At 64.5% G+C, this 21191-nt stretch carries 25 protein-coding genes; 12 read left to right on the plus strand and 13 right to left on the minus strand.

What is annotated here, in order from left to right; genetic code table 11:
- Positions 1–2: 2 nt before the first annotated feature.
- The 6 genes from LQD11_RS10290 to LQD11_RS10315 form a co-directional block, all read right to left on the minus strand.
- Positions 3–476: a YaiI/YqxD family protein gene (locus LQD11_RS10290; RefSeq protein WP_238617457.1), complete on the minus strand. Its 474-nt coding sequence runs from the start codon at positions 474–476 to the stop codon at positions 3–5.
- 171 nt (positions 477–647) lie between these two features.
- The gene (locus LQD11_RS10295; RefSeq protein WP_238617458.1) at positions 648–2186 is read right to left on the minus strand and encodes an MATE family efflux transporter; all 1539 of its coding nucleotides are present in this window, start codon (positions 2184–2186) and stop codon (positions 648–650) included.
- A gap of 84 nt (positions 2187–2270) precedes the next feature.
- Positions 2271–2618 (minus strand): hypothetical protein, encoded by a 348-nt coding sequence (locus tag LQD11_RS10300; RefSeq protein WP_238617459.1) that lies wholly within the window; start codon positions 2616–2618, stop codon positions 2271–2273.
- Between the two features lie 74 nt (positions 2619–2692).
- Positions 2693–4015, minus strand: a complete 1323-nt coding sequence (locus LQD11_RS10305; protein WP_238617460.1) for a hypothetical protein — start codon at positions 4013–4015, stop codon at positions 2693–2695.
- Positions 4012–4269 carry a DUF2249 domain-containing protein gene (locus tag LQD11_RS10310; protein ID WP_238617461.1) on the minus strand — a complete coding sequence of 86 codons (258 nt, stop codon included), beginning with the start codon at positions 4267–4269 and terminating at the stop codon, positions 4012–4014. Before LQD11_RS10310 ends, LQD11_RS10305 begins: the two co-directional genes overlap by 4 nt.
- Positions 4266–4706 carry a hemerythrin domain-containing protein gene (locus LQD11_RS10315; RefSeq protein ID WP_238617462.1) on the minus strand — a complete coding sequence of 147 codons (441 nt, stop codon included), beginning with the start codon at positions 4704–4706 and terminating at the stop codon, positions 4266–4268. The genes LQD11_RS10310 and LQD11_RS10315 overlap by 4 nt, the downstream gene beginning before the upstream one ends.
- A 168-nt stretch (positions 4707–4874) precedes the next feature.
- Here LQD11_RS10315 and LQD11_RS10320 point away from each other — a divergent pair, with 168 nt between their 5' ends.
- Genes LQD11_RS10320 through trxA form a run of 3 tightly spaced genes read left to right on the plus strand, consistent with a single transcriptional unit; the run spans position 4875 to position 6489 of the window.
- A complete protein-coding gene (locus tag LQD11_RS10320; RefSeq protein ID WP_008931061.1) occupies positions 4875–5504 on the plus strand; it encodes a flavin prenyltransferase UbiX in 630 nt (209 codons plus the stop codon).
- Entirely contained in the window at positions 5505–6083 is a 579-nt protein-coding gene (locus LQD11_RS10325; RefSeq protein WP_238617463.1) for an LON peptidase substrate-binding domain-containing protein, read from the plus strand.
- Between the two features lie 31 nt (positions 6084–6114).
- On the plus strand, positions 6115–6489 hold the full coding sequence (gene trxA / locus LQD11_RS10330; RefSeq protein WP_238617464.1) for a thioredoxin: 375 nt from the start codon (positions 6115–6117) through the stop codon (positions 6487–6489).
- Between the two features lie 35 nt (positions 6490–6524).
- Here trxA and LQD11_RS10335 read toward each other — a convergent pair whose 3' ends face one another.
- The 4 genes from LQD11_RS10335 to thiD form a co-directional block, all read right to left on the minus strand.
- Entirely contained in the window at positions 6525–7313 is a 789-nt protein-coding gene (locus LQD11_RS10335; RefSeq protein WP_238617465.1) for a sulfite exporter TauE/SafE family protein, read from the minus strand.
- Between the two features lie 135 nt (positions 7314–7448).
- Positions 7449–8732: a glutamate-1-semialdehyde 2,1-aminomutase gene (gene hemL / locus LQD11_RS10340; RefSeq protein ID WP_008931065.1), complete on the minus strand. Its 1284-nt coding sequence runs from the start codon at positions 8730–8732 to the stop codon at positions 7449–7451.
- 116 nt (positions 8733–8848) lie between these two features.
- Complete coding sequence (gene thiE / locus LQD11_RS10345) at positions 8849–9484, minus strand: thiamine phosphate synthase (RefSeq protein WP_238617466.1); 636 nt, start codon at positions 9482–9484, stop codon at positions 8849–8851.
- Complete coding sequence (gene thiD, locus LQD11_RS10350; RefSeq protein ID WP_238617467.1) at positions 9462–10301, minus strand: bifunctional hydroxymethylpyrimidine kinase/phosphomethylpyrimidine kinase; 840 nt, start codon at positions 10299–10301, stop codon at positions 9462–9464. The genes thiE and thiD overlap by 23 nt, the downstream gene beginning before the upstream one ends.
- An 86-nt stretch (positions 10302–10387) precedes the next feature.
- Here thiD and LQD11_RS10355 point away from each other — a divergent pair, with 86 nt between their 5' ends.
- Complete coding sequence (locus LQD11_RS10355) at positions 10388–10552, plus strand: rubredoxin (RefSeq protein WP_238617468.1); 165 nt, start codon at positions 10388–10390, stop codon at positions 10550–10552.
- A gap of 197 nt (positions 10553–10749) precedes the next feature.
- Here the strand turns inward: LQD11_RS10355 and LQD11_RS10360 are convergent, their stop codons facing one another.
- Positions 10750–11406 (minus strand): histidinol-phosphatase, encoded by a 657-nt coding sequence (locus LQD11_RS10360; protein ID WP_238617469.1) that lies wholly within the window; start codon positions 11404–11406, stop codon positions 10750–10752.
- Between the two features lie 163 nt (positions 11407–11569).
- On the opposite strand from LQD11_RS10360, the gene LQD11_RS10365 reads away from it, so the two are divergent.
- The gene (locus LQD11_RS10365) at positions 11570–12094 is read left to right on the plus strand and encodes an RNA pyrophosphohydrolase (RefSeq protein WP_008931070.1); all 525 of its coding nucleotides are present in this window, start codon (positions 11570–11572) and stop codon (positions 12092–12094) included.
- A gap of 49 nt (positions 12095–12143) precedes the next feature.
- Positions 12144–14411: a phosphoenolpyruvate--protein phosphotransferase gene (gene ptsP, locus LQD11_RS10370; protein WP_238617470.1), complete on the plus strand. Its 2268-nt coding sequence runs from the start codon at positions 12144–12146 to the stop codon at positions 14409–14411.
- A gap of 26 nt (positions 14412–14437) precedes the next feature.
- On the opposite strand, the gene LQD11_RS10375 is transcribed toward ptsP, so the two are convergent.
- Positions 14438–14944 (minus strand): peroxiredoxin family protein, encoded by a 507-nt coding sequence (locus LQD11_RS10375; RefSeq protein ID WP_008931072.1) that lies wholly within the window; start codon positions 14942–14944, stop codon positions 14438–14440.
- Positions 14945–15094: 150 nt separating this feature from the next.
- Between LQD11_RS10375 and argC the strand changes: the two genes are divergently transcribed.
- The 5 genes from argC (at position 15095) to LQD11_RS10400 (ending at position 18489) form a co-directional block, all read left to right on the plus strand.
- Positions 15095–16126: an N-acetyl-gamma-glutamyl-phosphate reductase gene (gene argC, locus LQD11_RS10380; protein ID WP_238617471.1), complete on the plus strand. Its 1032-nt coding sequence runs from the start codon at positions 15095–15097 to the stop codon at positions 16124–16126.
- 70 nt (positions 16127–16196) lie between these two features.
- Positions 16197–16883: a DUF6776 family protein gene (locus tag LQD11_RS10385; RefSeq protein ID WP_008931074.1), complete on the plus strand. Its 687-nt coding sequence runs from the start codon at positions 16197–16199 to the stop codon at positions 16881–16883.
- Positions 16883–17371, plus strand: a complete 489-nt coding sequence (locus LQD11_RS10390; RefSeq protein WP_238617472.1) for a bactofilin family protein — start codon at positions 16883–16885, stop codon at positions 17369–17371. Before LQD11_RS10385 ends, LQD11_RS10390 begins: the two co-directional genes overlap by 1 nt.
- A 79-nt stretch (positions 17372–17450) precedes the next feature.
- Positions 17451–17813, plus strand: coding sequence for an iron-sulfur cluster insertion protein ErpA (gene erpA, locus LQD11_RS10395; RefSeq protein WP_008931076.1), 363 nt, complete (start codon positions 17451–17453; stop codon positions 17811–17813).
- Between the two features lie 13 nt (positions 17814–17826).
- The gene (locus LQD11_RS10400; RefSeq protein ID WP_238617473.1) at positions 17827–18489 is read left to right on the plus strand and encodes a tetratricopeptide repeat protein; all 663 of its coding nucleotides are present in this window, start codon (positions 17827–17829) and stop codon (positions 18487–18489) included.
- Between the two features lie 22 nt (positions 18490–18511).
- Here LQD11_RS10400 and LQD11_RS10405 read toward each other — a convergent pair whose 3' ends face one another.
- Positions 18512–19624, minus strand: coding sequence for an anhydro-N-acetylmuramic acid kinase (locus LQD11_RS10405; protein ID WP_238617474.1), 1113 nt, complete (start codon positions 19622–19624; stop codon positions 18512–18514).
- A 120-nt stretch (positions 19625–19744) separates the two neighbouring features.
- Between LQD11_RS10405 and tyrS the strand changes: the two genes are divergently transcribed.
- Positions 19745–20944, plus strand: coding sequence for a tyrosine--tRNA ligase (gene tyrS, locus LQD11_RS10410; RefSeq protein ID WP_238617475.1), 1200 nt, complete (start codon positions 19745–19747; stop codon positions 20942–20944).
- Positions 20945–21191: the final 247 nt, after the last annotated feature.

Consider the following 21191-nt stretch of genomic DNA (forward strand, 5'->3'; position numbering starts at 1 on the left):
TCTTACCGGCCGTTGAGCCAGCGATCCAGCTGGTTGGCGAAGGCCTGGCGGTCACGCTGATTCAGGGCATCGGGGCCGCCCGTCTCAATGCCGCTGGCCCTCAGGGTCTCCATGAAATCGCGCATCTGCAGGCGTTCCCTGATGCTCTCGGGGGTGTAGCGTTCCCCGCGCGGGTTGAGGACATGGACGCCCTTGTCGATCACCTCCGCCGCCAGGGGGATGTCCGCGGTGACCACCAGATCTCCGGCCCGGGCCTGGCGGACGATTTCCTGGTCCGCCACGTCGTAGCCATGGCCGACCTGGATGGCACGGATGAACGGTGATCGCGGCACCCTGATGTACTGGTTGGCCACCAGGGTGACCGGGATGCGGGTGCGCTGGGCGGCGCGGAACAGGATGTCCTTGATCACGGCGGGACAGGCATCCGCGTCGACCCAGATGCGTTGACTTTGGGGCTGGGGGGTATCGGCAGGCATGCAGAGAGTATACGCCGTCTGGTTCAGGCGTCGTCCTCATCGGACTAGCGGCCAGTGGTTATGCACATTTCGCCGTGGCGCTTATCGATCCGGTGCCTGTTTGTCAAGCGGTAGGGCGTTCCTGGCGGTATTTTTTTAACTCTCTGAAATAAAATGATTTTTTTGGTATGGTCATTTTTTGTTCAAATTGTTCGGGCCTGTGATGGGGCCTGCGACCGGAAGGGTTTCAGACATGCTTTCCACAAAGTTATCCACAGAATCTGTGGATAGGGCGGGATCGGGACGGCTGATGGCCCGCAGGCGCAGTCCCAGCAGCAGGGCGGCGACGGTGAGGCCCATGATGAGCCCGATCCAGTAGCCATGGACACCCAGCGCGGGGATGCCGCCGCCCAGGCCCCGGGTGGCCAGCCAGTGTCCGGCGGCCAGGCCCACGGCCCAGTAGGACAGCAGCGTGATCATCATCAGGACACGGGTGTCCTTGTATCCCCGCAGGGCGCCGGCCATGTTCAGTTGCAGGGCATCGGAGAGCTGGAACAGCACCGCCAGAAAAATCAGTGACAGGGCCAGTGACTGTACCTGGGCATCATGGGTGTACAGGCCGATGACGGCCTCTCCCAGCAGTAGTAGAAAGACACCGTTGATCAGGGCCGTCACCAGGGATACCACCACGCCGTTCCACGCCACGAATCGCGCCTGTCGGGGGCGGCCCGCCCCCAGTGCCCGGCTCACCCGGACGGTCAGGGCCATTCCCAGGGCCAGGGGCAGGACGAAAATGAAGGAGGTGATGTTCAGCGCCACCTGGTGTGCGGCCACGGTGATTTCCCCCAGACTGGCCACCAACAGGGCGATGAGGGTGAACAGGGTGACTTCCACGAAGATGGCGATGCCGATGGGCAGGCCCACGAACAGCAGTTCACCGATCAGGGCCGGGCGCGGCGGTGTCAGTCGTGACCACAGGGCCACCGGCCTGTAGACCGGGCTGCGTCGGGTATGGAGCAGCATCGCCAGTCCCATGGTCCAGAAGGACAGGGCTGTGGCGATGCCGCAGCCCAGGGCGCCCAGGGCGGGCAAGGCTTCCAGGTCCGCGGGCGCCAGGGGGCCGAGCAGCGCCGCCACACCGCCGCCGCCATGGATCAGCAGGAAGTTGGCGGGGATGTTGACCCCCAGGCCGATGAGACCGATCCATAGGGCCGGCCGGGTATGGCTCATGCCGTCGGAAAAGGCCCTCAGGGCCAGGAACAGGGCGATACCCGGCATGCCCAGGGCAACGCCCGCGAGATAATCGCCGGAACGGGCGGCCACTTCCGGCGGCACGTCCATCCACTGGAAGATGATCGGCGCCAGTTGCCGGAGCATCAGGCCCACCAGGATGCCCATGGCCAGGCTCACCCACAGGGCCTGATGGACCCGGGCCCGGATTCGCCGGGGATCGCCCGCCCCCAGGCGTTCGCTGACGATGGGCGTGAGTCCCATCAGGGTACCCAGCATGAACAGCATCATGGGCATCCACAGGCTGGCACCGACGGAGACGGCCGCCAGATCGGTCGCACTCAGGCGACCGGTCATCATGACATCAGCCACCCCCATGCCGGCCTGGGTGAGTTGGGCCCCGCAGATGGGCAGGGCGAGCAGGACCAGCCGACGGGTTTCCCGGCCGCTGTGTCGAAGCCATGGGTGCAACGGAGTCTTTGCCGAACGGATCAGGGACATGTCGCGGGGAAACGGCGCTCGGTCGCGAACGGAGTGCCTTCAAAGGGCATGGCCGGGGCATGGAATGCCGCCCCGGTATCGGGATCAGTCATCCAGGGGAATGACGTGCTCCGCTTGCAGGCGGCGGCCCTGATCCGGCGCATGGCTGAAACGGCCCGTGACCCGGACTGCGCGGCCCAGGTAGGGGGCAATCAGGGCATCGGGCTGGATGGCCACCCGGCGCAGCTGGGCATCCTCGATCCAGTAGTGGAGGGGCTCCTCCACCCGGCGGACGGTGCCCTCGGTGGTGATCAGGCGACCGTCATGGTTGGCCGGCTGATTCACCAGCATCATCAGCGGCACGGTCTGGGGCGGTGTCGGGGCCTCGTTGCAGGCCGACAGCAGCCACAGCAGGGGGAGGACGGTGAGGGCCTTCAGGAGAGGCATGGGCATGGGATCACTTGCGAGAACGGAAAGGGAAAAGCCTGTGGTCCGTACAGGGTACCAAAAACCGGCGCTGACGGCTTTCACCCGGTTGTCGTCCGGGATGCGTTCAGACTGGCGCGATAGCAGCGGATGCCGGTGAACAGGTTCCAGCTCAACAGGCCGTTGGAGGCGGCAAAGAGCAGCATCGCCGGGATCAGCAGGCCAGGCCAGGCCAGGGCCGTCAGGCCGGCGACGAGGGCCGCCAGGTGCAGGCGAAGCTGGAGTCGGGTCAGTCCCAGGGGGATGACCTCGTGCATGTTGGGGACCCGCATCGCGAAGTTGCTCGAGCGCATGCGGGTCTGATTCAGATGCAGCCAGACCAGGAAGGGCACGATCTTGTACAGCATGCCGTTGATCACCGACACGGCAAATCCGGCCACGAACAGCCAGGCCAGCACCAGTGCCCAGATACCCCATAGGCCCCGGCCCGGGAGTAACTGGATCACCACCCAGACCAGTACCGCGGCCAGCAGCGAGACCATGCCGATGTGCCAGAAGCGGACCGTGACATCCGCATTGCGGCGGCGACGCCTGGACTGCAGCCACAGGGTGATGCCGGCAAAACCCGCCATCAGGGCCGCCAGCATGCCACTGCCGGTCATGTTGATGACCTTGGCTGCGGCTGCCGGTACCGGCAGCAGGACCGTCAGGGTCAGCACGGCCAGAATGGCAAATACCAGCGGGGCATGCAGGCGGGCCGGCAGGGCGGGGTATTCCGGCGTCATCTGGAACATGGGCACCACCTGATAGGCGGCGCCGGCCACCAGCAGCGCCACCCATCCCAGCAGGCCCCAGGCCAGGTGCAGGTCGGTCATGTGTCGGGGCAGGGGCCAGCCCAGTCCCAGATGGCCCCCGGCCAGCCACCCGCCCAGGGCCGCCGTGACCAGCAGGGCGATGACCGCCAGGGTCATGGCCTGGGTGGTGGGTCCCCGTGCCTGGCTGCGGGCCAGGGCGATCAGGGCGGTGAGGGTGAACAGCCCCAGACTGCCCAACACCAGAACACCACCGACGGCAATCCAGAAGGGCCGATGCAGGACCAGACCGATACCGAGCAGGGGTGTGCCCAGCGTCAGCAGCATGAAGCTCAAGCGGCTGGTGATGGCGCCGCGGGGGACGGGAGAGCCGGCCACCACCGGCAGCATCTGCTGCATGGCACCGAACATGACTATGGCCACATAGCCCAGGACCAGCAGATGGGCGGCGCCGATCATGCCGGGCATCCAGCGCGATACCAGCACCTGCGGGCCGAGCAGGATCATCACCCCGGCAAACAGGACGCCGAACAGGGGGGCGACCGCCATGAACTGCAGGGGTACCCACAGAGGGGGCGTGCGGTCCAGGGACAGACGGGACAGGTTGATCATGCCGGATCCTCCGGGGCGGGCTCGTCGGCATGCCAGATCAGGATCTCGAAGGGGACATGGGCCGGTGTCCGTACCCGCCACTGGAATCCCATGTCCCGCAGGATGGGATAGAGGGGAAAGGGTTCACGCCGGTGCCGCATGCAGAGAATCTCGCCCGGCGCCAGACCGGGGAGCCGTTCCAGTACCTGCTCCATGGGTTCCGGTGGTGGCAGGTCACGCACATCCAGGACACGGACGGGTCGCGAAGTGTTCACGGCTCCAGGGCCTTCACCCGCGCCATCAGTCCACCGCGCTGGGTCTGCAGGAAACGGTCGGCCATGGGGTAAAGGATCTGCTCTTCCTTGACGTTATGGAGCTGGATCATGGTCATGAGGGTTTCGATGACCCCGAGGGTGGTGTTCTCGTCCCGCTGATCCTTGGCGATGCGGATCTCGTCCATGAGGGCGCGCATCTGATCGTGTTCCCGCCGCATGACCTCGGTGGGACCCATGGCGCTGCCGCTGACGGTCTCGATGGCCGGGAAAAGCAGGGTTTCTTCCCGTTGCAGATGTCGCTCCATGTCGTGATGGAATTCCCGGAAGCCGGTGTCGGCCGCCTCCCAGTCGCCGTCGGCGATGGCGGATTCCAGGTCCGCCAGACGATAGTCGCATTCCCGGTGGTCGGCGGTGAAGAAGTCCTGAATGGTGTCCATGCTGGGGTGCCTTGAAAGTGGAAGGTTGAGTGCAAACTATCAGGCGGGATCGGGGGTTGCACTTGACCATGGTCAAGGCAGGCAACCGCCCGGAAATCCGCTATGATGATCAGCTTGAAATGCGCTGATACGTCGTGTCCCCATACATCCGCTGCACAGGAGTCCATCGTGGCAGAAACCCCCGGCACCGTGGCCCTGGCCTTCACCGGAGCCTCCGGGGCCCAGTACGGCCTGCGTCTGCTTGAATGCCTGATCCGGGCCGGCGTGCGTGTCTATCTCATGGTGTCCCGTCCCGCCCAGGTGGTCATCAGCATGGAAACGGATCTGTCCATGCCCGGTCGATCCCGGGAGATCGAGCAGTTCTTTTCCGAACGGTTCAATGCGGCCCCGGGCCAGTTGCGGGTGTTCGACCGGGAGCAGTGGACCGCGCCGGTGGCCAGCGGCTCTTCCCCGCCCGACGCCATGGTCATCTGCCCCTGCACCACGGCCACCCTGGCCGCCGTCTCCGGCGGTGCCAGCCGTTCCCTGATCGAGCGGGCCGCGGACGTTGCCCTCAAGGAACGTCGTCGTCTGATCCTGGTGGTGCGGGAGACGCCCTTTTCCGAGATCCACCTGGAGCACATGTTGCGTCTGACCCGCATGGGCGCGGTGATCCTGCCGGCCAATCCGGCCTTCTATCATCGGCCGGAAGGGGTGGATCAGCTGGTGGATTTCGTGGTGTCACGGATTCTGGATCATCTGCATGTCCCCAACGATCTGATCCGTCGCTGGGGTGTGGAGCCTGCCGGGGAGGAATGAATGGAACTGCCGCTGTTTCCCCTCAACACCGTATTGTTTCCCGGCGGCGTCCTGCCGCTGCGGATTTTCGAGACCCGTTACATCGACATGGTGCGTCATTGTCTGCGCACCGACGCGCCCTTCGGTGTGATCCTGATCCGTGAGGGTGCCGAGGTGGCCGGGCCGGCCCGAATCCACGCCGTGGGAACCTGGGGACGGATCATCGACTGGGACCAGCGTCCCGACGGCCTGCTGGGGATCACGGTTCAGGGAGAGGTCCGTTTCCGGGTGGAGCGTACCTGGGTGCGCAAGGATGGATTGATGATGGGGGAGGTCGCCGAACTACCCACGTCACCGGACGTGTTGCTGCCCGCCGAATTCCTGTCCCTGTCCGAACTGCTGCAGCGCCTGTTGCAGGAACTGCCGCCGCCCTATCGCGGCATGACGGGTGAGTTCGACCGATGCGGCTGGGTGGGTGCCCGCCTGACGGAACTCATGCCGTTCGATCCGGCCCAAAAACAGGCGTTGCTGGAGATGGATGACCACCTGGCCCGCCTGTTCCACCTGCGTGATGCCCTCGTCGGCCTGCATCCGGGCTGATCCACACACCCTGAAGACCAAAGGAGCGGCCATGGCCGTGATCGAAATCACCCAGGACAACCTGGATGCCGCGATACAGAACAATGACACCCTGATCCTGGATTTCTGGGCCCCCTGGTGTGGTCCCTGCCGGGCCTTTGCCCCCATCTTCGAGGCGGCTTCGGAGCGTCACGACGGGGTGGCGTTCGGCAAGATCAACACCGAGCAGGAGCAGCAGCTGGCGGCCATGTTCCAGATCCGGTCCATCCCGACACTGATGATCTTCCGCGAGCAGATCATCGTGTTTGCCCAGCCGGGCATGCTGACGGCCTCCCAGCTGGATGAGGTGCTGGGCAAGGTGGCGGAGCTGGATATGAATGAGGTCCGCAGCCAGGTGGAAGCCCAGTCCCGTACAGGCAAGGCGTAGTCCTTCCGGCAGATTGTTTTCGCCGGCAGGCCGGTTCAGCCCAGCAGCATGCGCAGACCCAGCAGTATCAGCAGCACCGCAAAGAAACGCCGCACCAGCGTCACCGGCAGACGATGGGTCAGCCATGCCCCCCAGCGGGCGGTGAAATAGCTGGCCAGGGCAATGCCTGCAAAGGCCGGCCAGTACACGTAGCCGCTACTGACATCCGGCAGGGCCGGGTTGCCCCAGCCGTGAATGATGAAACCCGCCGTGCCCGCCAGGGCAATGGGCAGACCCGCCGCCGCCGCCGTGGCAATGGCCTGGCGCAGATGGACGTTGAACCACACCAGGAACGGCACCGTCAGGGTGCCGCCGCCGATGCCCAGCAGGGCCGAAACCCCACCGATCAACCCGCCGCCGGTGCTCAGCACCGCCGTGCCCGGCAAGGGTCGACCCACCTTGGGCGGCAGGTTCAACAACAGATACAGGGCCACCAGGATCTCGAATACGCCGAAGACCCGGCGCAACAGCATCGCGCTCATGAACTCGGCCAGGGTAGCGCCTGCCAGCGCCCCCAGGATGATGCCCGGTATCAGTCGCCTGAGCACGTCCCAGCGCACGGCCCCATGACGGTGATGGGCGCGGGTCGAGGCGATTGCGGTGGGAATGATGGTGGCCAGGGACGTGCCGATGGCCAGGTGGGTGATCACGCCGGGATCCATCTGCTGGCGGGTGAACAGCCAGACCAGGACCGGAACGATGATCAGGCCCCCGCCCACGCCCAGCAGGCCGGCAATGACCCCGGTAAAGGCCCCCAGCGCCAGATAGGTGGCGATCTCTCCCATGGGGCAGGCTCTCCCTTGGTGATGTGGTCAACAAAAAGGGCCGCCCGTTGGGCGGCCCGTTCAGATCCGGTGCCATGGGGACGGCATGGGGCCTTCAAGCCGCTGCCAGTCCGTGTGGGGCCGGGTTTCTTCGGATCAGGCCAGGGCCTTGAAGGCGTCGGCGGCGGCCTTGATGGTGGCCTCCAGATCCTGCGCGCTGTGGCTGCTGGACAGGAATCCGGCTTCGAAGGCGGAGGGTGCCAGGTAGACGCCGCGATCCAGCATCAGATGGAAGAACTTGCCGAACCGGGCCACGTCGCACTGACCGACCTGGTGGAAGTTGGTCACTGCCGGCTGGTCGGTGAAGAACAGACCGAACATGCCGCCCACCTGGTTGGCGGCCATGGGAATGCCGGCCTTCTTCGCTTCGCCCAGGATGCCGGAGACCAGGGTTTCGGTCTTGGCGGTCAGGTCTTCATGGAAGCCCGGAGCGGAGAGAATTTCCAGGGTTTTCAGGCCCGCGGTCATGGCGATGGGGTTGCCGGACAGGGTGCCTGCCTGATAGACCGGGCCCAGCGGGGAGAGGAATTCCATCACCTGACGGCGGCCGCCGAAGGCACCCACCGGCATGCCGCCACCGATGACCTTGCCCAGGGTGGTGAGGTCGGGCTTGATGCCGTAATAGGCCTGGGCGCAGCCCAGGGCGACGCGGAAGCCGGTCATCACCTCGTCGAAGATCAGCAGGGCGCCGTATTCGTCGCAGACACTGCGCAGGCCTTCCAGGAAGCCGGGGGCCGGGGGCACGCAGTTCATGTTGCCGGCCACGGGCTCGACGATGATACAGGCGATCTCGTTGCCCACCTGAGAGAACACGTCCTTGACCTGTTCCAGATCGTTGTAGCTGACGGTGAGGGTGTGCTCCGCCAGGGAGACGGGAACACCGGGGGAGTTGGGCTCGCCCAGGGTGAGGGCGCCGGAGCCGGCCTTCACCAGCAGGGAATCGCCATGGCCGTGATAGCAGCCTTCAAACTTGAGGATCTTGTCGCGGCCGGTGAAGCCGCGGGCCAGGCGGATGGCGCTCATGGTGGCCTCGGTGCCGGAGCTGGTCATGCGCACCATTTCCATGGAGGGCACCAGTTCGCAGACCCGATCGGCCAGCTGGATTTCCAGCTCGGTGGGGGCGCCGAAAGACAGGCCGTTGAGGGCGGCCTCGCGCACGGCGGCAATCACCTCCGGGTGGGCGTGACCGGCGATCATCGGCCCCCAGGAGCCCACGTAGTCGATGTAGCGCTTGCCGTCCGCGTCGTACATGTAGGCGCCCTGGGCGCGTTCGATGAAGATCGGGTCGCCGCCCACGCCCTTGAAGGCGCGGACCGGAGAGTTCACGCCACCGGGGATGTGCTTCTGGGCTGCCTGGAAGAGATCATGGGATTTTGTCATGGGGTGTGATCTTTCGCTGTGTTGGCTGGTGAATGGGGGCTGTCGCAAATAAAGCCCTACAAGATACTCGATACCGCCCGCCTTGGAAAATCAAAGCGCTGCAAACCTTGCGTGGGTCAAAAACGGGCGCTCAGGTCGGCGGCGGCGGCACGGATGTCGGGAGCGGAGAACACGCCCTGTATCACCGCCAGCATGTGGGCGCCGGCCTGGATCACCCTGTCGGCATTGTCCTGGGTGATGCCGCCGATGGCGGTGATGGGGACGGCGAGCGATTGGCGGGCTTCACGGATCAGGCTCAAGGGGGCATGGACGGCGGCGGGTTTGGTGCCGGAGGGGAACAGGGCGCCGAAGGCCACGTAGTCCGCTCCCGCCGCTTCGGCCCGGCGGGCCAGTTCCAGGCGGTTATAACAGGAGACGCCGATGATCCGTTCGGGGCCGATCAGTGCCCGGGCCGTGGCAATGTCACCGTCATCGCTGCCGATATGAACGCCATCCGCCTCCACTCGGGCCGCCAGCGCCACATCGTCGTTGACGATGAACAGGGCCTGATGGTGCCGGCACAGCCGGCACAGTGCTCGGGATTCAGCCAGGCGTCGGTCATGGTCCCGGCTCTTGTCCCGGTACTGGAGGATGCGGGCGCCGCCGGTCAGCGCCGCCGCGGCCTGTTCAAGCAGGGTGTCGCCGGCATCCTGGGGGGTGATCACATAGAGCCCGTGCAGCCGGGCATGCCTAGAAGTGAGCGGTGTCGTCATCGGCTGGATCTTCGTCCTCGGATTCATCGCCGGCCCAGAACAGGCGATTGGGAATGAGCTGGCCCATGCCCAGCCGGTGGGCCCGGTCCAGGCTGTGCCAGGTATAGGTGAGGGCCTCGTGGACGGCGGAAGCCGGTTCGATGCCCTGGGCGAGCAGGGCGGCGATCGCCGCCGAGAGGGTGCAGCCGGAACCGTGATACTCACCGGGCAGGCGGTCCACCGGGTAGGCTTCCAGACGGCGATGGTTGCCGTAGAGCACGTTCTGCACCCGCGCGGTGTTTTCGTGGGTGCCGGTGATGAGGACATATTCGCAGCCCTGTTCCAGCAGGAACATGGCGCAGGCGTCCAGGGTATCGCAACCTTGGGCCAGTACCCGGGCCTCCGGGCTGTTGGGGGTGAGCAGGGTGGTGAAGGGCAGCAGCAGGCTGTTGATGGCGTCCACCATCTCCTCCGTGGCCAGGGCGGTGCCGGCACCCGAGGCCAGCACCGGGTCCAGTACCACCGGCAGGTCCGGGTAGTCGGTGAGCAGGGTATGGATGGCCTGTACGCCCTCGACGGAGCCGATCATGCCGATCTTGACCGCGGCCACGGGCATGTCTTCCAACACGGCCCGCGCCTGCTGGACAATGAGTTCCGCATCCAGGGGCGCGATGCCGATGACGTCGGAGGTGTCCTGCACCGTGATCGTGGTGATCACGGACACGGGATGGCAACCCATGCTCAGGATGGATTCGATGTCGGCCTGGATGCCGGCGCCCCCGGTGGGGTCGTGCCCTGCCAGGGTCATGACGACGGGAACCGATGGAGTGGTGGTCATGGTAAGCTCCCAGTGGGTAATCCATCAGAGTGTATCACTCGCCCGGGCCATGCCCGGGATATCACACCAGCGGAGGTCGGTTTGCCGTGAAGACTTATCAATGCGTGATTTGCGGATTTGTCTATGACGAGGCCAAGGGGCTGCCGGATGACGGTATTGCGCCGGGGACCCCCTGGGAGGAAGTCCCCGAAGACTGGGTGTGTCCCGAATGCGGGGCGGACAAGTCGGATTTCGAGGAGATGGCGGGCTGAAGCGGGAGTCCGGACCGCGGGTCGGCCGCTGTCAGGCCGGCGCTGCCGTCGCTATTGGAGCCGTCGTCACGGGCTGGGGCTGTCGTCACGAACTGGGGCTGTCGTCACTCCCGCGAAAGCGGGAGCCCAGGGTTTTGATTTCGTGATTGGATTCCCGCTTTCGCGGGAATGGCCGGTCCAGGGCCGTCATCAGGGCCTCACCGCAGGGAAATCTGCTGCCAGCCCCGTTCCCTGGCGGTGGCGGTGAGCTTATCGTCACCGTCCACCACCACCGGATTGTCCACCCGCTCCAGCAGCGGCAGGTCATTGTGGGAGTCGCTGTAGAACCAGCTCCCCTCCAGATCCAGCGCCGGTTGCCGTGCCAGCCACTGCTCCAGGCGCTTCACCTTGCCGCCCTGGAAGCAGGGTATCCCTTCCAGTTCCCCGGTATAGGCGCCGTCGCGGAATTCCGGTTCCGTGGCCAGCAGATGGTCCACCTCCAGGGCTTCGGCAATGGGCTGGGTGACGAAACGGTTGGTGGCGGTGATGATCAGCAGGGTGTCACCGGCTTCCCGGTGGCGGTCCAGGATCTCCCGGGCACGGGGCGCGATCAGATCGCGGATGCGGGTTTCCATGAACTCCTCGCGCCAGGCCAGCAGATCTTCCAGGGTATTGGCCGCCAGCGGCGAGAAGGAAAAACGGCAGAATTCCAGGATGTCCAGGGTGCCGGCCTTGTAGGCCTCGAAGAACTCCAGGTTGCGGGCCTTGTAGGCATCGGCGTCCACGACGCCTCGATCCACGAGGAAACGCCCCCACTCGTAATCGCTGTCTCCCGCCAGGAGGGTGTTGTCCAGGTCGAACAGGGCAAGGCTCACCGCGTGTCTCCTCATCATCGTCATCTTGATCTGAATCCTGCATTCTACATCAGCCCGGCACGGGCAAGGCCATCGTGCCGAAGCTTGCCCTGGAGCATTTGCCGATCGGCTTCGCTTGTGAAAAAATGCAATTCACAGACCAGCTTCCAAGTGACCTCCTTAAGTGATTGATTGTGATGGCTATAGGCCCAACGTCGGTATCATCCTGTGCAATCGGGATCGCCGCCTGTTCTGGGCCAAGCGCATCGGGCAGCAGGCCTGGCAATTTCCCCAGGGGGGGATTCGTCGGGATGAGACGCCAACGGAGGCCATGTACCGTGAACTGGCGGAGGAAACCGGCCTTGAGCCCGTCGATGTGGAAGTCATCGGCAGCACCCGGGACTGGTTGCGCTACCGCCTACCCAAGCACCTGATCCGGCGCCGGTCGGGGCCGGTGTGCATCGGCCAGAAACAGGTCTGGTTCCTGGTGCGGCTGGTGGGGGACGACGGCCGCGTTCGGCTGGATGCCGCGCCCCATCCCGAGTTCGATGCCTGGCGCTGGGTGGATTACTGGCATCCCATGCGCGAGGTGGTGTTCTTCAAGCGCCATGTCTATCGCCAGGCCCTGCGGGAGCTGGCACCGTTACTGTTTCAGGAGGACGTGCCCTCCTGTCCTGCCGAGCGGCGCTACCGCCCCCGCCGGCTCTGAGCCACCCTGGGCCGCGGCGGCGGCCCCCTTGTCCCGGCACCCTTTACCCATGCTCCATGTTCTCAGACGCATCGTTCTGGAGGTAAGCGCCGCCGATAACCTGACATCGGCCCTGGGCATCATCGTTCGGCGCGTCAAGCAGGAGCTGGATATCGATGTCTGCTCCGTCTATCTGAGCGAGCCCGGCGGCCAACGGCTGTTGCTGATGGCTTCCGAAGGCCTCAATCCCGATTCCGTCGGTCATGTGGAAATGTCCGCCGGCGAGGGGCTGGTGGGCCTGGTGGCGGAACGGGCGGAGCCGGTCAATCTGGAAAACGCCCCCGATCACCCGCGTTTCAAATATTTTCCCGAGACCGGTGAGGAACGTTATCACGCCTTTCTGGGCGTACCCATCGTGCATAACCGACGCATGCTGGGGGTGCTGGTGGTGCAGCAGCGGGAGCGTCGGCGTTTTGATGACGAGCATGTGGCCTTTCTCATCACCCTGGCGGCGCAGCTGGCCGGGGCCATCAGCCACGCGGAACTCATCGGCGAGGTGGGCCGTCGACGGGAACGCCCGCCTCAGGAAAACCTGCAGATCACCGGTATTCCCGGGGCCTCCGGGGTGGCCGTGGGCCAGGGTGTGGTGGCCTATGCCCTGGCCGACCTGGATTCCGTGCCCGATCGGGATGCGGAGAATGTTCAGGAGGAGGAGCAGGTTTTTCGCGAGGCGGTGCGGGCGGTTCAGGATGAACTCAATGAGATCAAGCAGCGGATGCAGGATGTTTTGCCGACGGAAGAACTGCTGCTGTTCGATGCCTACGTCATGATGCTGGGCAGCGACAGCCTGGTGAACGGCACGGTGGATCGCATCCGGGCCGGCAGCTGGGCGCCCTCGGCCCTGAGGGATACCGTGCGGGAAAGCACCCGGGCCTTCGAGGAGATGGATGACCCCTATCTGAGCGAGCGGGCTACCGATGTCAGGGACATCGCCCGTCGCATTCTCATGCGCCTGCAGTCCCATGTGCGCGGCCCGGAGGATTTTCCCGAGCGCACCATCCTGCTGGGAGAGGACGTCACCGCCACCCAGTTGGCCGAGGTGCCGACGGATCGTCTGGCCGGGGTGGTGTCATCCAAGGGCACCGGCTCATCCCATGTGGCCATCCTGGCCCGGGCCATGGGCATTCCGGCGGTGATGGGGGTCTCCGACCTGCCGGTGGGGCGGCTGGAAGGCCGCGAGATCGTGGTGGACGGTTACCGGGGCAGTCTCTACATTCAGCCCAGTCCGGAGTTGCTGGAGCAGTTCAAGCATCTGCAGGAAGAGGAGCAGGAGCTGGCGGAAGGCCTGCGGGCCCTGGCCCAGGAGCCGGCGATCACTCAGGATGGTTGCGAGGTGCCGGTGTATGCCAACAGTGGCCTGCTGGCGGATATTGCCCCCTCCATCCAGTCCGGCGCCGACGGCATCGGTCTCTACCGAACCGAAGTCCCCTTCATGATCCGGGACCGCTTTCCCGGAGAGGAGGAACAGTCGGAGATCTATCGAGAGGCCCTCATGTCCTTCAATCCCCGGCCAGTGACGCTGCGGACCCTGGATGTGGGCGGTGACAAGGCCTTGCCGTATTTCCCGGTGGAGGAAGACAACCCCTTTCTGGGTTGGCGGGGCATCCGCATCACCCTGGATCACCCGGAGATCTTCCTGACCCAGTTGCGCGCCATGCTGCGCGCCAGCCAGGGGCTGAGCAATCTCCACATCCTGTTTCCCATGATCAGTTCCCTGGGAGAACTCAAAGGTGCCCTGCAGCTGCTGCAGCGGGCCCGGGATGAGCTACTGGATGAGCATTATGTGATTCCCGTGCCCCGGGTGGGCGTGATGGTCGAGGTGCCTTCCGCGGTCTATCTGGCGGAAGCCTTGGCGCGCCGGGTGGATTTTCTGTCCGTGGGAACAAACGATCTGGTGCAGTACCTGCTGGCGGTGGATCGCAACAATGCCAGGGTGGCGGATCTTTACAATGCCCTGCACCCGGCGGTGCTGCATGCCCTGGTTCATGCGGCCCGTGGCGCCCATCAGGCCGGCAAGCCCATCAGTGTCTGCGGCGAGATGGCCGCCGATCCTGCCTCGGTGATCCTGCTGCTGGGGATGGAGATCGATGCACTCAGTGTGAACGTGGCCTCCCTGTCACGGGTGAAGTGGGTGATCCGGAGCTTTTCCCGGGAGCGGGCCCGGGAGCTGCTCAATCAGTGCATGACCATGGAAGAGCCGGCGGCGATCCGGGCGCTGCTCAACAACGCCCTGGTGCAGGCCGGGCTTGGAGGGCTGGTGCGGGCCGGCAAGACCTGACCGTTGGCCTCCGTCGCCGGTGGCGCCTACAGCCACCGGGAGAGATGGCGTTCCACTTGTTGCCAGTCCATCTCCCCCACCTTCTGGTAGACGATGCGCCCGTTGGGTGCGATCAGGAATGAGGTGGGGGTCAGGCGCACGTCGCCGAAGGCCGTGGCCACCTCGCCGGTGGCGTCCAGTCCCACGGTGTAGTTGATGTCCCGTCTTCGGGCCATCTCCGCCACCTGTTCCGGCGGGTCGTAGGCCATGGCCACGCCGATCACCTTCAGGCCCCGCTCATGGTAACGGTCATGGAGTTCCCGCAGGTGAGGGATTTCCTGCACGCAGCTGATGCAGGTGGTGGCCCAGAACGTGATCAGTACCGGCCTGCCTTCCAGCGAGGCCAAGTCCACCTGGGATTGATCCAGGGTCGGCACCACCACTCTGGGCATGGGACGCAGGCCTTCCGGTGCCAGCCACAGGGCCAGCAACCCTCCGACCAGCACCACCAAAAAGGCGCCTACCAGCAGATCTCTCGTTTTCATCTTCATCATCGGCCGTTTCCGTGTTGCAAAGGGCAGGGCTGTATCTTACACGGCCATGTTCGATCTTAAACCGGTGGTCATGGGCATGTATGATGGGTCCCTTGGGCAGGGGTATCATGCCCCGGGTAGAACGTTTCACAGCTGACCGGAGATGAATGGGTGATAAGGGCAGGCATTGTCGGGGCCACCGGGTATACGGGGGTTGAACTGTTGCGGCTGTTGCTGGCCCACCCGCGGGTGGAGCCGGCGGTGATCACTTCGCGGGGCAATGCCGGTGAGCCGCTGGAATCCCTGTTTCCGAACTTGCGCGGACAGGGGGCGCTGGTGTTTCAGGCACCTGATGCTGACGCCCTGGGTGACTGTGACGTGGTCTTCTTTGCCACGCCCCATGGAGTGGCGCACGCCATGGCCGGTGACCTGCTGGCGCGAGGTACCCGGGTCATCGATCTGTCCGCCGATTTCCGCATTAAGGATCCGCACCTGTGGAGCCGGTGGTACGGCCAGCCCCATGGCGCCCCCGAACTGCTGGACGAGGCGGTCTACGGGTTGCCGGAGATCCACCGCGCCCGGATTACGCAGGCCCGCCTGATTGCCGTACCCGGCTGCTACCCTACCGCCGTCACCCTCGGGTTCCTGCCCTTGCTGGAGCAGGGCGTGGTGGATCCTGCCCGCCTGGTGGCCGACGCCAAGTCCGGTGTCAGCGGCGCCGGGCGCAAGGCCCAGGTGGGATCGCTGCTGTGCGAGGCTTCCGAAAACTTCAAGGCCTATGCGGTGCCGGGGCACCGGCATCTGCCGGAGATCCTGCAGACCCTGTCCGCGGTTGCCGGACAATCGCCGGGTTTGACCTTCGTGCCTCATCTGGTGCCCATGATCCGCGGCATTCTGGCCAGTCTCTACGCCACGCTGACCCACGCCGATACGGATCTGCAGGCGCTTTACGAAGCGCGCTATGCCGGGGAACCCTTTGTGGACGTGCTGCCCGCGGGCGGCCATCCGGAAACCCGCAGCGTCCGCGGTACCAATCTGTGCCGCCTGGCGGTGCATCGACCCGGTGGTGGGGATACGGTGGTGGTGCTTTCCGCCATCGACAATCTGGTCAAGGGGGCCTCCGGTCAGGCGGTGCAGAACATGAATCTCATGTTCGGACTGCCGGAGACACTTGGGCTGGAATCCATCGCCGTGCTGCCCTGACATCATGGTCAGGCGACGGGTCCCTGGCGGGTACTACCATGGCGGACGCTCTCGCCCCTGGTGGGTGTGGTTGTCCGCCGTATTGGTGGCGGGGATTCTGCTGATTGCCGGATGGCAGGTCTATCAGCTGGGTTATGAGCGCGGTCTGCTGTACGGGCAGGATTCGGATCTGCAGATCGCGGAACTGCGGCCCCGATACAAGGATCTTGAAGTGGCCCACCGTCAGCTCAGGCAACGCCATGCGGTGCTGGAACGGGACCTGATGATCGAACGTGAGGCGTCGGCGCGGGTCCGTGAGTCGATTCACGACATGGAGCAACGCATCTACCACCTGACGGAGGAACTGGATTTCTTCCGTAACATCATCTCGCCGGAAGACCTGGAGCGCGGGCTTCACATCCAGCGGGTCAGGCTGGAACCGGACCCGGACAATCCCGGGCATTATTTCTACCAGGTGGTGCTGACCCAGGTGCAGGGCAGTCAGGTGGTGGAGGGGACCTTGCGACTGGGGCTGGAGGGGCGTGATGGCGGTGAACGGGTGCGTTACGACCACGCAACCATCTGCCCGGATCAGGCTCGGGGCAGGGGCTTTTCGTTCCGCTATTTTCAGGTGCTCGAAGGGCGTCTGGTGTTGCCCGAACAGCTGCTGCCGGAACGTCTGATGATCGAGGCCGAGCCTGCCGGGAGCGGGCTGCGTGTCGCGGAACAGTCCCTGCCGTGGCAATCCCTTTTCAATCTCAGTGGAGGCAACCCCTGATGTGGTCCCGTCGCAAGAAAATCAAGCCCGCCCGAGTGGATACCATCGTGGGTCGAAACACGGTCATTACCGGTGACGTGAAATTTTCCGGCGGTCTGCACCTGGAGGGCACGGTGCGCGGCAATCTGCTGGCCGATGATGCGTCTCAGGAGTCCGTTCTGATCCTCAACCAAGGCGCCCTGGTGGAAGGGGATGTCAGGGTTCCCCGGGTGATCATCAATGGGTCCGTGGAAGGCGATGTGCATGCATTCGTGCATGTGGAACTGGCGCCCCACGCGCGCATTCGCGGCAATCTGCACTACACCATGATGGAAATGGCCGCCGGAGCCGAGGTCAACGGCAGTCTGGTCAGGCAGTCCGACGAGCCCATGCGGCTTGAGCATCTGGATGTCCCGGCGGAGAATGCCCGTCGCGAGGTCGGCAAGAAGCCTGCGGGGGCGACTGAAGCCGCGCCCGCCATGCCGGACGCGGTAACCAAGGATTCTTGACCGTTTCCGTAAGCCAATGATAGCGTAGCGGGATCGCCCACCCCGGGCCCAAGACAGCGACCACGGAGAAGCACAGAAGATGAGCGCAACCGAAACCAGTACCGATGCCATGCCCAGCCCGCTGGTGTTCACCGATTCCGCGGCGGCCAAGGTGAAGGCCCTGATCGACGAGGAAAACAATCCCGAGCTCAAGCTGCGCGTCTTCGTCAGCGGCGGTGGCTGCTCCGGGTTCCAGTACGGTTTCACCTTCGATGAGGAAGTCAATGAAGGGGATACCACCGTAGAGAAGGCAGGGGTGACCCTGCTCATCGATCCCATGAGTTTCCAGTACCTGATGGGGGCCGAGATCGACTACACGGAGAGCCTGGAAGGGGCTCAGTTCGTGATTCGCAACCCCAATGCCACCACCACCTGTGGTTGCGGGTCTTCATTCTCCGTCTGACGGGAGTGTCGGCATGAATCTCCCCCGGTTGCTCGCCCTGGTCCGTTTCGGCTGGTATCGCATGATGGCCCAGTTGGGTCATGACACCGGCCGTTTCAATGTCGGTTACATGTATGCCAGAGGTCAGGGCGTCCGGCAGGATGATGCCGAGGCGGTCCGCTGGTACCGGATGGCGGCCGAGAACGGGGACCTCAATGCCCAGACCAACCTGGCGCTGATGTACGTCCAGGGGCGGGGCGTGGACAAGGATGAGGTCCAGGCCCTACGCTGGTACCGGCAGGCAGCGGAGCAGGGCAGCACCCGTGCCCAGTGCAATCTGGCCTATCTGTACCTGCACGGTATCGGTACGGATGCGGACGAAGCGCGAGCCGCCCATTGGTATCGGATGGCGGCGGATCTGGAAAATCCCGCGGCCCAGTCCGACCTGGGGGTGTTGTATGCCAATGGCCGTGGTGTTCCCCGGGATCTGGTTCAGGCCTACATGTGGACGCAGCTGGCTGCCTTTCAGGGATATGCACAGGCGGAGGAGAACCTCGGGCAATACGCCGCCGACATGACGCCGGAACAGATCGAGACGGCTCGCGGGCTGGCTCGGGACTGGGATGCCGAGGCCTCCTCGGCCCAGGCGCGGTCGATGGCCGCGGAACCGATGACGGCGCCGGTCCGGGAGACCTGACGCCCCGGCGAGCCATGCCCCGTCACGGGGCATGAATCCCCCCCAGCATCACGGCCCTGGATGCCCCGGTCACCGCGGGCAGGTTTCCCGTTCTGCCTTGCATGCGTTCCCTGGCCAGCCAGGCAAAGGCCATGGCCTCCACCCAATCCGGATCCAGCCCGTGGCGGCTGGAGGATTCCACGATGCAGGGTGCCAAGTGTGCCCGTAGACGCGCCATCAGGGCTCCATTGTGCACACCGCCGCCGCAGACGATCACCCTCGCGGCGTTGGAGGCGTGGGACTGGATGGCCCGGGCAATGCTCGTGGCCGTGAATTCCAGCAGGCTACGCTGAACATCTGCTGCCGACACCCCCGGGCAGGTCGCCAGGTGGGCCTGGAGCCAGGTCGGGCTGAAGTATTCCGTTCCCGTGCTCTTGGGCGGTGCCAGATCCAGGTAGGGGTCCGCCATCCAGCGTGCCAGCAAGGCTTCCGACACCTGTCCGGTCATGGCCCAATCACCGTTTTCATCGTGCCGCGCCTGTCGATGGTGACGGATCCAGTGATCCATCAAGGTGTTGGCCGGCCCGGTATCAAAGCCGAGTACCGGGGCCTGGGCCGAGGTCGGCAGGTGGGTGATGTTGGCGATCCCGCCCAGATTGAGTACCACGCGATCCTCCCTCGGATGTTGCAGCACGGCCCGATGAAAGGCCGGTACCAGCGGTGCGCCCTGGCCGCCGACGGCCACGTCGGCGGTACGAAAATCCGCCACCACGGTCAGACCGGTGGCCTGGGCGATCCGGGCCGGACTGCCGATCTGCAGAGTGAAGGGCGGATGCGCGTCCGGTCGATGCCGTACCGTCTGTCCGTGGCTGCCGATGGCCGTGATGGTGCTGGCGGGTACCTGTGCCCGCGCCAGCAGGGACAGGGCGGCGTCGGCCATCAGATCGCCGGTCAGGGCGTCCAGGCGTCCGAAATCATCCAGATTGCCGCGCCAGTCCGGCGCCGCCAGTGTCCTCAAGTCCTGTCGCAATGACTCGGGAAATGGGTGCGCGATGGCCATCAGGCATTGCGGTCCGTCGGCGTTGAATTCCACCAGGGCGGCATCCACGGCATCCATGCTGGTGCCCGAGATCAGTCCGATATAGCGTTCGGTCATGCAGGTTCTCTTCCAGATTCAGAGGGCGGGGCCGTGTGTCGGATCGTTTCTTTGGTTATCATCGCCCTCCATCCCGATGTCAAATCAACGTCCTGATACACGTATCCACAGAGAAAGGAAATGACCGAAGTTTCAGATCAGATCGAGCGCATTCGTCGTGGCTGTCATGAACTCCTGCTGGAAGAGGAGTTGCGGGAGAAGCTCAAGGCCGGGCGCCCCCTGAAGATCAAGGCCGGTTTTGATCCCACGGCACCCGATCTGCACCTGGGACATACGGTGCTGCTCAACAAGCTGCGTCAGTTCCAGGACCTGGGGCATGAGGCCATCTTTCTGATCGGTGACTTCACCGGCATGATTGGTGACCCCAGCGGCAAGAACAGCACCCGTCCTCCGCTGACTCCGGAGCAGGTGGCCGAGAATGCCCGCACCTATCAGGAGCAGATCTTCAAGATCCTGGACCCGGAGCGGACTCGGGTCACGTTCAATTCCGCCTGGATGGGTAAGCTCAGTGCTGCCGACATGATCCAGCTGGCGGCTCGTCACACCGTGGCGCGAATGCTGGAACGGGATGATTTCCACAAACGCTACACCGCGGGTCAGCCCATTGCCATTCATGAATTCCTCTACCCGCTGATCCAGGGCTATGACTCGGTGCAGTTGCAGTCCGACGTGGAACTGGGCGGGACCGATCAGAAGTTCAATCTTCTCATGGGGCGAGAATTACAGAAGCAGTATGGCCAGTCGCCGCAGGTGGTGCTGACCATGCCCATTCTGGAAGGGCTGGATGGCGTGCAGAAGATGTCCAAGTCTCTGGGTAACTACATTGGGATCACCGAGGCGCCCGAGGAGATGTTCGGCAAGATCATGTCCGTGTCCGACGAACTCATGTGGCGGTACTTCGAGCTGCTGTCCTTCCGGCCGATGGCGGAGATCGAAGGTTTCCGCCGCGCGGTGGCCGAGGGCGCCAATCCCCGCGATATCAAGTTCCTGCTGGGCGAGGAACTGGTGGGCCGGTTCCATGATGCCGCGTCCGCGGCCCGGGCAAAACAGGCTTTCATCGAGCGGTTCCAGAAGGGCGCGATGCCCGACGACATCGAGACCGTCACGGTGTCTGCACCGGAGGGCGCCTTGCCGTTGGCGAACCTGCTCAAGGAAGCGGGTTTGGTGTCCAGCACCTCCGAGGCGATGCGCATGATCCGCCAGGGGGCGGTACGGATCGACGGTGAGCGTGTGGACGATGCCGGCATTCAGGTGCAGGCCGGCAGTGAGGCGGTCTACCAAGTGGGCAAGCGACGTTTTGCACGGGTGTCATTGCGCTGACCTCGTCCGGGTGGGGCAATAAGCTCCTCTCCCCTTGCGGGAGAGGGGTTGGAGAGAGTGGGGAAGGGAGTGTCCGGGCGTGCGTGCTGTCGGGTTGTTTTTTTAAGTGCTTGAAAAGATGTTTTTTTTGAAGAAATTTCAAAAAAGTTTCAAAAAGGGAGTTGACGGGAAAATTGAGGGGCCTATAATGCGCGCTCTCCAACGGCGAGACGGTCTGAACCGAAACGCGGTTGGCAAGATTGAGAGG

It is taken from the genome of Ectothiorhodospira shaposhnikovii, from assembly GCF_022227765.1.
GTDB lineage: Bacteria > Pseudomonadota > Gammaproteobacteria > Ectothiorhodospirales > Ectothiorhodospiraceae > Ectothiorhodospira.